We start from the raw sequence: 12,224 nt of genomic DNA on the forward strand, positions 1-12,224 counted from the left end.
TCCCGAGCGGTAGGTGCTGCCGAACCGGGATGTCAACGCTACCCGTCGCCTGATCAAACGCGGAATACTGGGTCCATGAGGTCCATCTGGAAGGGCGCGATCACGTTCGGCCTGGTCAACGTGCCGGTCAAGCTGTACAGCGCGACCGAGGACCACGACGTTCCCATGCATCAGGTCCACGACAAGGACGGCGGGCGCATCCGCTATCAGCGGATCTGCGAGATCGACGGCGAGGTCGTCGAGTACTCGCACATCCAGAAGGCGTACGACGACGGGGACCGCACCGTGGTGCTCACGCCGGACGACCTGTCGTCGCTGCCGGTCGAGCAGAACCGCGAGATCGACGTCGTCGAGTTCGTGCCGAGCGACCAGGTGGACCCCATCATGTTCGAGCGCAGCTACTACCTGGAGCCCGACTCGCGCTCGCCGAAGGCCTACGTGCTGCTGCGCCAGACGCTCGAGCAGACGGACCGCACCGCCATCGTGAAGTTCGCGATCCGCCAGCGCACCCGGCTCGCGGCGCTGCGGGTGCGCGGCGACGTGCTCGTGCTGCAGACGCTGCTCTGGGGCGACGAGGTGCGCGAGGCGAACTTCAAGTCGCTGAACGAGAAGGTCGACATCTCCGACAAGGAGCTCAAGATGTCGTCCTCGCTCGTCAAGAGCTTCGAGAGCGACTTCACGCCCGGCGACTTCGAGGACGAGTACCAGGCCCAGCTGAAGAAGCTGATCGAGGCGAAGCTCGAGCAGGGCGACGCGATCGACACCCAGGCCACGTTCGGCGAGGGCGGCGAGGAGGAGGGCGGCGAGGTCCTCGACCTCATGGAGGCCCTCCGCCGCAGCGTCGAGAAGAACCGCCAGGACCGCGGCGAGGGCGACAAGGCCGAGGCTCCTGCCGAGCCGGCGGAGGAGGAGGCCCCCGCCCCTCCGAAGAAGCGCAAGCGGGCCTAGTCGCCGCCGCCCCGCGGCCGGTGCGAGAACGGCAGCGCGATCCACACGAGCACCACGAGGATCGCGGTGACGATCCCGGCGACGACTCCGACGGCGCGGCCGAGCACGAAGTCGAAGATGAGCAGCACCACGCCGGTGACGAGCAGTCCGACGCAGAGGAGGATCCCCATCATCAGGCGGTCCGCGATCTTCACGACCGCGTCCTTCTTGCGCTTGCGGAACAGCGCCCGGTGCAGGCTGACCGGTCCGAGGCCCAGCGCCGTGCTGAGGGCCGCGAGGCCGACGAGCACCAGGTAGACGGCCACCTGGAAGTCGTCGAGGTCCGCGAACCGCGGCTGGAAGGCGAGCGTCAGCAGGAAGCCGGTGAGGATCTGGGTGCCCGTCTGGGTGACGCGCAGCTCCTGCAGCATCTCGTTCCAGTTGCGGTCGAGTCGCTCGTTCTCCGTCTCGTTGCGGCCGGAGTCGGTAGGCCTGCTGCGGCTGGTGCTCGCCTTGTCGGACATGCCCCGATGCTAGGCGGATCGGTCCGCGACGGGCGCGGCCTGGGCAGGGGCTTGCGGGCGACCTAGGCTGGCGCCATGGCGTTCCTCCCCATCCCTCCCGCGGACGACCTCACGGATGAGGCGCGCTCGGCCAGGGCTCAGCTCCTCGAATCCCGCGGCCGCGTCTCGAACGTCCGGGCCGCGCTGCTCGGCCACGTGCCGAGCTTCCGCGCCTACCTGGAGTGGTACACGCTGAAGGACGAGCTCGTGCCCGTGATCGGCGAGCTCGGAGTGGCGTTCCTGTCGCACGCCATCTCGGCGGAGAACGCCGACACGGCGTGCGCGCTGTTCTTCCGCCGGGTGCTGGAGGAGGCGGGCGAGGATCCGGAGGAGCCGCGCACCGAGCGCGACGCGCTGCTCGTCGAGTTCGGCCGGCAGCTCGCCCGCAGCCCGCACGGGCTCCCCGACGAGCTGTACGAGCGCGTCGCCGCCGCCTTCTCGGCGCCGCAGCGGGTTCAGCTGGTGGCCTTCGGCGGGCTCGTCGTCGCGATCAACGTCGTCAACACCGTCGGCCGAGTGCCGGTCGACGAGGAGCTGCACCCGTTCCGGGACACGGAGCCGGAGCTCGCCATGGACTCCCTGGAGTCCGGGGCCGAGTGACCCCGGCGCCGCTGGTCCGACCCGCCCGCGGTCGGATCAGGGGCGCGGCGGACGGCTCAGCGGTGCGGCGACTCGTGCCAGCGCAGCCAGGAGACCGCGTGGAAGAGGGTCGGGTGCGAGCCGTCGAACGGCGGCACCGTGATGGACTCGTCGTGCCACGGGAACACGACGAACTCGAGCATTCCGGTGACGGGCGAGAATCGCGAGCGCACGTAGCCCAGCGGCCGGGACACCCCCGGCTCCTCGACGATCCACTGGTCCTCGTCGATCTGCCGTGCGAACGGGTGATACGGGGTCGTCTGGTCGTACTGCTCGAGGGGACGCTCGACGGTACGGATGATGCTCATGGTTGCTCCCTCAACGGCCAAGCACATCGCCGTGCTGGCCACCAAGCTACGCCCGCGGAAAAGGGGTACGACTATGCATACAGGGATTTCACGGGTGCCAACAAGGGGCTAGCGGAGCCGCATCCGTTCGGGCTAGGGACTTAGGACCCCATCGATGGGAGCGCGGCCATGCCGCCCCATTCGGGGGACATTCGTACCCCGAACGCGAGCGTGCGCACGGTATTTGTACCCGACCCGAGCGCTCGCGCGGGCGCCTCCACCGGGGGATGTGCGCCCGAGCGGCGCCGATCCCGTGCTGTCAAGGCGACGAGCGGGGCCGCTCCCCGTCGCTAATCTGTGCCCATGACGCACCCCGCGCCCACCGCTCCGCCGGCCCCGGTCACCCCTCTTTGGCACGAACAGCAGTACCGCGGAGCCGGCACCGGCACCGTCGTGCTCGCCGCGATCGGCATCGCGCTCGGCGCGCTCCTGCTGCTCGGGGTGCTGGCCTACATGGTGCTCGGCTTCGGTCCCGCCGGCCTCCTGATCGCCGGCATCGCGGCGCTCATCCCGCTCGCCATCGTGCTGCTGACGATCCGCTGGATCGACCGCTGGGAGCCGGAACCCCGGTCGGCGCTGTGGTTCGCGTTCCTCTGGGGTGCGGGCGTCTCCGTGGCGGTCGCGCTGCTCGTCGATCTGACGCTGCAGATCTCCGCCTACGCCACCGGATCGGCGGGCGTCGGCGAGTTCGGGGGCGCGGTGATCCAGGCACCCATCGTCGAGGAGGGGGCGAAGGGCTTCGGCGTGCTGCTCATCCTCTGGGTGGCGCGGCGCTACTTCGACGGTCCGCTCGACGGGCTCGTCTACGCGGCCACGGTCGCGGGCGGGTTCGCGTTCACCGAGAACATCCTCTACTTCGGGCAGTCCCTCATCGAGGGCGGCACGGGGCAGCTGGCGGCCACCTTCGTCGTGCGGGGGCTGTTCTCGCCGTTCGCGCACGTGATGTTCACGAGCTGCACGGGCTTCGCGCTGGGGCTCGCCTCGCGGCTCACCGGTCCCGCCGGCGCCTTCGGCTTCTACCTGCTCGGGCTCATCCCGGCGGTGCTGCTGCACGCGCTCTGGAACGGCGCCTTCTACATCTTCTCGGACATCATCGCCTACTACGTCCTCGTGCAGGTGCCCCTGTTCCTCGGCGCGGTCGCCATCGTGATCGCGCTCCGGGTGCACGAGCGGAAGCTCACGCGGGCCCGCCTTGCCGAGTACGCGGCGGTCGGCTGGTTCACCCCCGGCGAGGTCGACCTGCTCGCCACCTCGGGCGGGCGGCGCCGGGCCCTCGAGTGGGCGCGCACCCACCCGGGCGGGGCGGGCGGCATCAGTCGCGTGGCCGCGATGAAGCGCTTCGTGCGGGACGCCACGCGGCTCGCGCACACCCGGCAGCGGCTGCTCGTCGGCCGCGCCCAGATCGGCTCGGCCCCGGACGAGCAGTCGCTGCTCGCGCGGATCAGCGACGACCGGCGGATCCTGCTGGCCTGACGGTCCTCAGGCCGCGGGCAAGGCCAGGGGGAGCCGGAGCAGCAGTGCACCTCCCGAAGCCGTGCACGCGAGTGCGAGCAGGAGGAACAGGCCGACCCACGCGATGCCGGGCAGCCCGGCCACGCGGGACAGCTGGTCGGCGTCCGTCGTGCCGCGCCGGCCCCGGCCCTCCCGGCGGCGCGCGGACTGCAGCTCGCCGACCGTGCGGACGCCCCCGAGGAGCAGGAACGCGCTGACCGCCGTGGCCGCGAAGCCGTGCCATGCGGTGGGCGCCCACCAGGTGACCGCGAACACGGCGGCCCCTGCCACGAGCACCGACCACAGCCCGAACCAGTTGCGGATCTGGACGAGCACGAGCACGACGAGCAGCAGCAGCGCCCACAGCGCGGCGGCTGCGTGGCCGATCCCGGTCAGCCAGGCGGTGCCGAGGCCGACGAGGGCGGGCGCAGGATAGCCGGCGAGCAGGGTGAGGGCCATGCCGGGCCCGCGCGGGCGGCCGACGCTGACGGTCACGCCGGAGGTGTCCGAGTGCAGCCGGATGCCGCTCAGCCGGCGGCCGGTGACGGTCGCGGCGAAGCCGTGCCCGGCCTCGTGCACGATGGTGACCGCATGGCGGGAGTGCCGCCAGACGGGCGGAAGGACGGCGAGCACCGCGACCGCGAGTGCCACCCACAGGGGCAGCGCGTCGAGCGCGGGCGAGGGGGCGGTGACTCGCGCCCAGAGGTCGGCGAGTTGCTCCACCCCGTCATTCTCGCTTGACTGGCGGTATGACTGCCGCAGGCGAGAAGCCCGAGATCGAAGCCCCTGAGGGGCCCGCACCCGCCACCCTCGAGATCACCGACATCGTGGTGGGGGACGGCCCGGAGGCCGCCGCCCGCTCCACCGTCAACGTCCACTATCTGGGCGTCGAGTACGAGACCGGTGAGGAGTTCGACTCGTCCTGGAACCGCGGGCAGTCGATCAACTTCCCGCTCGCGAACCTGATCGCCGGCTGGCAGCAGGGCATCCCGGGCATGAAGGTGGGCGGCCGCCGCAAGCTGGTCGTCCCGCCGGCCCTCGCCTACGGTCCGGCCGGCGGCGGCCACCGCTTGAGCGGCAAGACCCTCATCTTCGTGATCGACCTCCTCGGCGTCTCCTGACCCCGACCCACCGCTGACCTGTAAGGCGCGCCCCCGCTCGGGGCGCGCCTTCCGCGTTCACGGGGGCGAGCTGGTGCACGCCCTTGCGGCGCGCCGCCGCGCCGTCAGCACAGGTCGGGCGCGCAGCGCCCGACTCGCCACCAGCAATCCCTACTCCGCCGTCGGACGGCGCGAAGCGCTCGTCCACTGGCGGCGGCTGACTTCCGCTGAAACCGAGCGGTGGGCGGGGGCGTCCGCCGAGGCGAGTTTTGCGCGCCACGCTTGGCGCGCAACTGTCTGAGCAGCGGTGGACGCCCCCGCCCAGCGCGGTAGCGCCAAAGAAACGAGACAGGGCGCAAAAAAAGGAACTCGCCGTCCGGTGGCGGGGCGCTGCCTCCGACTCGATCCGGTCCGACGAGTTCCTTGTAGGTCTTCAGCATGCGCCCGAGGGAGCGGTGCGGCAAGTCGTCGCGACGCCCCAATCGGGCCCCGAAACGGGGTCGCGGCGGTGCGTAGGCTGAACGCATGACGGCTCCGGGCTCCTACTCCTTGAATGACGGCCTGTCGGTCCCGGTGATCGGGCTCGGCACATACGGCCTGCGGGGTGAGGAGGGGATCGCCGCGCTGGTGGCGGGCATCGAGGCGGGCTACCGGCTGCTGGACACCGCGTTCAACTACGGCAACGAGCGCGAGGTGGGGGAGGCGATCCGCCGTTCGGGGGTGCCGCGCGAGGAGTTCGTGGTGACGAGCAAGCTGCCGGGAGCCGCGCACGGCTTCGAGGAGACGCTGGCGTCGTTCGAGGAGTCGCGGGCGAGCCTGGGGCTCGACTACCTGGACCTGTACCTGATCCACTGGCCGCTCCCGAGGGTCGGCAAGTACGTGGACTCGTTCCGCGCGTTCGTGAAGCTGCGCGAGGACGGGCTGCTGCGCTCGGCCGGTGTGTCGAACTTCACGGAGGAGCACCTGCGGCGGGTGGCCGACGAGACGGGCGTCGTGCCGTCGGTGAACCAGGTGGAGTTGCACCCGTTCTTCCCGCAGGCCGATCTGCGGGCCGTGCACGAGCGGCTGGGTGTGCGCACGGAGAGCTGGAGTCCGCTCGGCAAGGGCTCGAACGTGTTCGAGTCTGAGCCGGTGCGGGCGGCTGCCGCGGCGCACGGGGTCACGCCGTCGCAGGTGGTGCTCCGCTGGCACATCCAGCTGGGGTCCATTCCGATCCCGAAGTCGGGGAACCGGGAGCGCCAGCGCGAGAACCTGGACGTGTTCGGGTTCGAGCTGACCGACGCCGAGGTGGCGGCGATCAGCGGGCTGGAGTCGGGGCGCCTGTGGGACGGCGACCCGGACACCCACGAGGAGTTCTGAACGTGGCGGGAGGCGCCAGCGTCCGCCCCTCCGCGGGCTGAGCCGTGCCGTTCGCGCGGATGGGCGGCGGCCGGCTCGACCGCATCCACCTGGTCCAGCGGGCGCCGGGCACCTGGCAGCTGACGCAGCCGTTCACGTTCCTCGAGAAGGGGCGCCCCGAGTCGGAGCGGATCGTGATCCGTGCGCACGACGAGAGCCGCCCTGCGAAGGGGTCGAACGCGTCGGATCTCGCGTCGGTGCCGCCGTTCCTCTGGGGCCTCATCGCGAGTCACGGCCGGCAGACGGCGCCCGCGCTGCTGCACGACCAGCTGTGGTGGGAGGCACTGAACCCGGACGCCGACGTCTGGATCGCGCAGCGGCGGGAGGCGGACCGGCTGTTCGAGGTCTCGCTGCGGGAGTCGGGCAGCACTCCGCTGCGCACGAAGCTGCTCGTCGCGGCGGTCACCCTCGAGCGGTACTGGGGGCCGCGCCGCTGGCAGGCGGTCGCCATGGCGGTGCACACGGTCGCTGCGGTCGCCGCCATCTGGGCGGCCCTGCTCGGCGTCTTCGGCTGGTGGGGCGCCCTGGTCCTGCCGCTGCCCGCGATCAGCGTGCTGATCTGGGGCGCGGACGCTGCGGCGATCGGGGTCCTGATCTACGCCGGGGTGCTGTTCCTGCCGATCGGCGCGGTGGCGCTCCTCGGCGAGTACCTGCTGCACGTGCTCGAGCTGCTGGGCTGGGGACTCGGGAGGCGCAGGAGCGCGATGCCGAAGTCCGGCCCGCTCGGCCGCACCCGGCGGGCGAAGGTGCGGGCGCGGCGACGGGTGCGGGAGGCGGAGCAGGAGCGCGAGCGCGCATCCTGATGCCGGTCCGGCAGGTGGCGGTGAGGTTCAGCAGGAAGCCCGCCGGCGTGTCTTCCTGCTGAGCCTCCTCGGCTCCTGCTGAAGCTCCGCGGCGCTTCCTGCGGAAGCCGACGGCTTCCTGCTGAAGGGGACGGCTTCCTGCTGAAGGGGTCGAGTTCCTGCCGAGAGGACGGACCCACCGAGCCTGCGGTGGCCCTTAACGGACTCGTCGCCCGGGGAGGCGGCTGAGCCTGTCTCTCTTCCGGGCGACGAGCGCTGGGTGTCCGGGGATCCCGGACGGACGAGTGGTTCCAGGCTCCTCCGCGGGAGCCCGGAGCGCAAGCGTCAGACGGCGAGCACGGACTCCGGCTCGCGCACCGTCTTCATGGCACGGGTCCAGGACTCGAGCTGGTCGAACAGCGTCGCCGCGGCCGCCGCGTGCTGCGGGCCCGGGACGAAGGAGTTGAAGTTCTCGAAGTCGGAGAACAGCGAGAAGTTGAGGCCCTGGCGGACGTGCGCGAGCTGGAGCTCGGACGCGATGCCGCGGAGGTGCTCGACGGCACGGGCGCCGCCGACGCTGCCGTACGCCACGAACGCGGCGGCCTTGTTGTTCCACTCGGTGTAGAGGTAGTCGATCGCGTTCTTGAGGACGCCCGACGTGCTGTGGTTGTACTCGGGGGTCACGAAGATGTAGCCGTCGTAGCCGGCGATCTTCTGCGCCCACGCCTGGGTGTGCTGGTTCGCGTACTGCGCCATCGACGGCGGCATGGCCTCGTCGAGGTGGGGGAGCGGGAAGTCCGCGAGGTCGACGAGCTCGTAGGTGGCGGCGGTGCGGGTCGAGGCCTGCTCGAGGACCCACTTGGCGACGGCCTCGCCGTTGCGGCCAGGACGGGTGCTGCCGAGGATGACGGCGATCTTCAGATCGGACACTTCTTCTCCTGTGTTCGGTTCGTCGATTGGATGACGTGTCATCATTATTTCCTAACTTGGTGACATGTCAACTTGACGGGTGTACCGTGGTCGCCATGAGCGAGGTGAGCGACATCAGCGAGGCGGACTGGTCCGTCTGGCGCTCGTTCGTCATGATGCGGCGGCAGCTCGACCGCGCCCTCGAGCACCGGCTCCAGGAGGACGCCGGCGTCTCCGGTCCCGACTTCGAGATCCTGCTGCCGCTCTTCAAGGCGCCAGGCAACCAGCTGCGTGCCCGTGACCTCGTCGAGCTGCTCGGCTGGGAGAAGAGCCGCGTGTCCCACCAGGTGACGCGCATGGTCGCCCGCGGCCTCGTCGAGCGGCGGGAGTGTCCCACGGACCTCCGCGGCAGCTGGGTCACGCTTCTGCCGGACGGCCGCCGGGCCGTGCTGAACGCCTCCCGCGGCAATGCGACCGAGCTGCGCCGGCTCTTCTTCGACGTGCTGACCGACGAGGAGAAGGCCACGCTGGCGGCGCTCGCCGAGCGGGTCATCGAGCGCGTGAACCCGTCGTCGTGCGCGCGGGCCGACGAGATCCTCGGCGGCGAGCCGGAACGGGCCAACGCGTCCTGAACCCGGGTAGACTCGTTCCCCGATTTCGCGCGGTGGACGGCAGTCCCTCCCGCGCACTTCCCGAGGCGGGGTGAGGGTGTGACCACCGATTCCAGGACCGCGGCGTCCGGCCAGTCCCGCGAGCTCGATCGCGAGCAGGCCTACCTGTCGCGGCTCTACGAGCGCCTGGACGCCGTGAAGGCCCAGGCCGCCGACGAGCTCGCGCGCGTGCGCCGTGCGCCGGCGGGGGGAACGCATCAGAACCGGTCGGAGCGCGACGCGATGGCGCGCATCTTCGAGGACCGGATCGCGCAGCTCCGCGAGGTCGACGACCGCCTCGCCTTCGGCCGGCTCGAGACCGAGCAGGGCGACCTCCGCTACATCGGCCGCATCGGTCTCCGGGACGAGGACCTGCAGCCGCTGCTGCTCGACTGGCGCGTCCCGCAGGCGAGCGCGTTCTACCAGGCGACGGCGGCGCAGCCCCTCGGGATCCGCGCCCGCCGCCATCTCAGCACCCAGGGTCGGGCGATCACCCGGATCGAGGACGAGGTCTTCGGCGAGGTCGACGTCGACGACGAGGAGCGGCAGCTCACGGGCGAGAGCGCCCTCATGGCCGCGCTCACCGCCCAGCGCACCGGCCGGATGCAGGACATCGTCGGCACCATCCAGGCCGAGCAGGACCGCATCATCCGCTCCGAGCTGCGCGGCGTCCTCGTCGTCCAGGGCGGACCGGGCACCGGCAAGACCGCGGTCGCGCTGCACCGCGCCGCGTACCTGCTCTACACCTACCGTGAGCGGCTCGCGTCGTCGGGCCTCCTCGTCGTGGGCCCGTCCCGCAGCTTCCTGCAGTACATCGAGCAGGTGCTGCCCTCGCTCGGCGAGACCGGCGTCGTGCTCTCCAGCGTGGGACAGCTCTACCCGGGACTCGACACGCAGGAGGAGGACGCCCCGGCCGCGGCCGCGTTGAAGGGCTCCCTCCGCATGGCGGAGCTGCTGAAGCGCGCCGTGCACTCCCGCCAGGTGGTGCCCAAGGGAACGCAGGTCATCGAGATCAACGGCGAGCGGCTCGAGGTCGAGCCGGAGCTGATCGCCCGCGCCATCCGCCGCGCGCAGGACACCCGGAAGCCGCACAACGAGGCGCGCGTCACCTTCGTCTCCGCCGCCCTCGCCGCCCTGACGGCGCAGCTCGCCGAGCAGCTGCGCGACGGCGGCGACACCGTCGAGGACGACGACCTGCGGATGCTGCGCGAGGACCTGCGCACCAGCCAGGAGGTGCGGGTGCTGCTCAACACCGCGTGGCTGCCGCTCACCCCGGAGAAGCTGCTCGGCGACCTCTACTCGCGGCCGTCCTGGCTCGCGTCGCTCACCCCGACCTGGCCCGCCGAGCGCCGAGCTCTGCTCGCCCGCCCGCGGGAGGCGCCGTTCACGGTCGCCGACGTGCCGCTGCTCGATGAGGCGGCCGAGCTCCTCGGCGAGGCCCCCAGCGCGTCCGGCGCCGCGGAGGCCGCGGCCCGCCGACAGCGCCAGCTGGACATCGAGAACGCCGAGAACGCGATCCGCAACATGGGCGTCGAGGGGTTCGTCAGCGCGGAGTCGCTCGCGGACAACTTCACGGCGACCGGCCCGCGTCTCACGGCGGCGGAGCGCGCGGTGACCGACCGCACCTGGACCTACGGGCACGTCGTGGTGGACGAGGCGCAGGAGCTCTCGCCCATGCAGTGGCGGCTGCTGCGCCGCCGGGCGCCGCTGCGGTCGTTCACGATCGTCGGTGACATCGCGCAGGCGAGCTCGCCGTCCGCCGCCTCGAACTGGGCGGACGCGGTCAAGCCGCTCACGACCGACTTCACGCTCGAGGAGCTGACGGTCAACTACCGCACGCCCACCCAGATCGCGCAGCTCGCCGAGGCGGCGGCGCGCCAGCACGGGCTCGACGTCACGCCGTCCCGCTCCGTCCGCGACTCCGAGTGGGAGCCGCGGCGCGTCCGGGTGGCACCCGCCGAGGTCACCGGTGCGACGGTGCGGGCGGTCAGCTTCGACACCGCGATCGACGCCGGCGGCACCCTCGCGGTCATCGCGCCGGATGCTCGCGTCGCCGAGCTCTACGCGGCGCTCGCGCAGGAGTACGGCGCGGAGGCGGGACGCGGACTCGACACCCTCTCGCGGCGGATCACCGTGCTCGGCCCGCACACCGCGAAGGGGCTCGAGTTCGACTCCGTCGTGGTCGTCGACCCCGAGGGCATCGTCGCCGGTGAGCCGCGCGGCGCCAGCTCGCTCTACGTCGCGCTCACCCGCGCGACGCAGCGGCTCACGGTGATCCTGCCGGGCGAAGGGTCCTGATAACGCATTCGCGGGTGTCTCCGAGGGAGGGCGGAGGCAGGTGGCGCAGGATGGAGGGATGTTCCGGCGCCATCCCCTCCTCAGCGTCGTCACGTTCGCCTACCTGGGGTTCGTCGGCTGGCTGACCCTGTCGCCCCAGCTGCCGGTGGGCGACGGCACGGACGGCTTCGTCTGGACGGTGCTCAGCCTGCTCGAGCGCATCCCCGGCACGCGCTGGATCGACTACGCCGACGTGGAGTTCGCCGCCAACATCGCGATGTTCTTCCCGGTCGGCATGTTCTTCGTGCTGCTCCTCGGTCGGGGCAAGTGGTGGATGGCGATGCTGCTCGGCTTCGCCCTGTCCGTCGCGATCGAGCTCGCGCAGCTGCTCGTCTTCACGACCCGAGTCGCCGACATCCGGGACGTGTGGTCGAACTCGACGGGCGCCGTGCTCGGCGCGCTCACGGTGCTGATCCTCACCGCCGCGAAGGCGCGGGAGCTGCGGCGGGAGGCGCGGGCACGCCGGGCGGCCGAGCGGCACCCGGTGGCGCTGCAGCGGTAGCGGCGCCGGGGCCCGTGCCCACGCCGTAGGCTGGAGGGGTGACGAGCGCCTCCGCATCCGACCTGGTCCGCGCCCTCACCACGACGACCCCCGACTTCCCGACGCCGGGCATCCTCTTCCGCGACCTGTCGCCGGTGTTCGCCGACGGAGCCGCGTTCCGCACCGTCGTGGACGGGCTCGCCGAGCCGTTCGCGGGCGAGTTCGACGCGGTCGCCGGTGCCGAGGCGCGCGGCTTCCTCTTCGCGGCGGCCATGGCGCACGCGGCCGGCGTCGGCGTGCTGCCGCTGCGCAAGCCGGGCAAGCTGCCGCCGCCGGTGATCTCGGAGACCTACGACCTCGAGTACGGCTCGGCGGAGCTGCAGCTTCGCGACACCACTCCGCAGGGCCTGCGCGTGCTCCTCGTCGACGACGTGCTCGCCACGGGCGGCACGCTCGCCGCCGCTCGCCGCCTGCTCGAGAAGGCCGGCAACACGGTCGTCGGGGCGAGCGTCGTCATCGAGCTCGCGGCCCTCGGAGGTCGGGCGACGGTGCCGGGACTGCGGGTGGCCGCGCTCGACGTCGTCCCCGACTGACGCCCGC

At 71.8% G+C, this 12,224-nt stretch carries 14 protein-coding genes; 10 read left to right on the forward strand and 4 right to left on the reverse strand.

The genetic code is table 11. The features are described from left to right. The first annotated feature begins 75 nt into the window (after positions 1-75). Positions 76-948 carry a Ku protein gene (locus tag J3P36_RS13740; RefSeq protein ID WP_210508775.1) on the forward strand — a complete coding sequence of 291 codons (873 nt, stop codon included), beginning with the start codon at positions 76-78 and terminating at the stop codon, positions 946-948. On the opposite strand, the gene J3P36_RS13745 is transcribed toward J3P36_RS13740, so the two are convergent. Further along, positions 945-1,451 (reverse strand): DUF6328 family protein, encoded by a 507-nt coding sequence (locus tag J3P36_RS13745; protein WP_210508776.1) that lies wholly within the window; start codon positions 1,449-1,451, stop codon positions 945-947. The genes J3P36_RS13740 and J3P36_RS13745 overlap by 4 nt on opposite strands. A 75-nt stretch (positions 1,452-1,526) precedes the next feature. Here J3P36_RS13745 and J3P36_RS13750 point away from each other — a divergent pair, with 75 nt between their 5' ends. Next, positions 1,527-2,090, forward strand: a complete 564-nt coding sequence (locus J3P36_RS13750; RefSeq protein ID WP_210508777.1) for a hypothetical protein — start codon at positions 1,527-1,529, stop codon at positions 2,088-2,090. Between the two features lie 56 nt (positions 2,091-2,146). Here J3P36_RS13750 and J3P36_RS13755 read toward each other — a convergent pair whose 3' ends face one another. Beyond that, entirely contained in the window at positions 2,147-2,437 is a 291-nt protein-coding gene (locus J3P36_RS13755; RefSeq protein ID WP_210508778.1) for a hypothetical protein, read from the reverse strand. A 342-nt stretch (positions 2,438-2,779) separates the two neighbouring features. Here J3P36_RS13755 and J3P36_RS13760 point away from each other — a divergent pair, with 342 nt between their 5' ends. Continuing rightward, positions 2,780-3,949 carry a PrsW family intramembrane metalloprotease gene (locus tag J3P36_RS13760; protein ID WP_210508779.1) on the forward strand — a complete coding sequence of 390 codons (1,170 nt, stop codon included), beginning with the start codon at positions 2,780-2,782 and terminating at the stop codon, positions 3,947-3,949. Positions 3,950-3,955: 6 nt separating this feature from the next. On the opposite strand, the gene J3P36_RS13765 is transcribed toward J3P36_RS13760, so the two are convergent. After that, positions 3,956-4,690 carry a M50 family metallopeptidase gene (locus J3P36_RS13765; RefSeq protein ID WP_210508781.1) on the reverse strand — a complete coding sequence of 245 codons (735 nt, stop codon included), beginning with the start codon at positions 4,688-4,690 and terminating at the stop codon, positions 3,956-3,958. 26 nt (positions 4,691-4,716) lie between these two features. Here J3P36_RS13765 and J3P36_RS13770 point away from each other — a divergent pair, with 26 nt between their 5' ends. The 3 genes from J3P36_RS13770 to J3P36_RS13780 all read left to right on the forward strand — a co-directional run bounded on the left by J3P36_RS13770 (position 4,717) and on the right by J3P36_RS13780 (position 7,268). Then, complete coding sequence (locus J3P36_RS13770) at positions 4,717-5,088, forward strand: FKBP-type peptidyl-prolyl cis-trans isomerase (protein ID WP_210508783.1); 372 nt, start codon at positions 4,717-4,719, stop codon at positions 5,086-5,088. A 504-nt stretch (positions 5,089-5,592) separates the two neighbouring features. Beyond that, positions 5,593-6,426, forward strand: coding sequence for an aldo/keto reductase (locus J3P36_RS13775; RefSeq protein WP_210508785.1), 834 nt, complete (start codon positions 5,593-5,595; stop codon positions 6,424-6,426). Between the two features lie 44 nt (positions 6,427-6,470). After that, positions 6,471-7,268, forward strand: coding sequence for a DUF1353 domain-containing protein (locus J3P36_RS13780; RefSeq protein ID WP_210508787.1), 798 nt, complete (start codon positions 6,471-6,473; stop codon positions 7,266-7,268). 324 nt (positions 7,269-7,592) lie between these two features. Here J3P36_RS13780 and J3P36_RS13785 read toward each other — a convergent pair whose 3' ends face one another. After that, positions 7,593-8,177 (reverse strand): NAD(P)H-dependent oxidoreductase, encoded by a 585-nt coding sequence (locus tag J3P36_RS13785; RefSeq protein WP_307807104.1) that lies wholly within the window; start codon positions 8,175-8,177, stop codon positions 7,593-7,595. A 95-nt stretch (positions 8,178-8,272) separates the two neighbouring features. Here J3P36_RS13785 and J3P36_RS13790 point away from each other — a divergent pair, with 95 nt between their 5' ends. The 4 genes from J3P36_RS13790 (at position 8,273) to J3P36_RS13805 (ending at position 12,217) form a co-directional block, all read left to right on the forward strand. Next, positions 8,273-8,788, forward strand: a complete 516-nt coding sequence (locus J3P36_RS13790; protein WP_210508790.1) for a MarR family winged helix-turn-helix transcriptional regulator — start codon at positions 8,273-8,275, stop codon at positions 8,786-8,788. Positions 8,789-8,866: 78 nt separating this feature from the next. Next, on the forward strand, positions 8,867-11,104 hold the full coding sequence (locus J3P36_RS13795; protein WP_210508792.1) for a UvrD-helicase domain-containing protein: 2,238 nt from the start codon (positions 8,867-8,869) through the stop codon (positions 11,102-11,104). A gap of 58 nt (positions 11,105-11,162) precedes the next feature. Next, a complete protein-coding gene (locus J3P36_RS13800) occupies positions 11,163-11,645 on the forward strand; it encodes a VanZ family protein (RefSeq protein WP_210508795.1) in 483 nt (160 codons plus the stop codon). A gap of 38 nt (positions 11,646-11,683) precedes the next feature. Then, entirely contained in the window at positions 11,684-12,217 is a 534-nt protein-coding gene (locus J3P36_RS13805; protein ID WP_210508797.1) for an adenine phosphoribosyltransferase, read from the forward strand. Positions 12,218-12,224: the final 7 nt, after the last annotated feature.

Source organism: Naasia sp. SYSU D00057, from assembly GCF_017916505.1.
Lineage (GTDB): Bacteria > Actinomycetota > Actinomycetes > Actinomycetales > Microbacteriaceae > Naasia.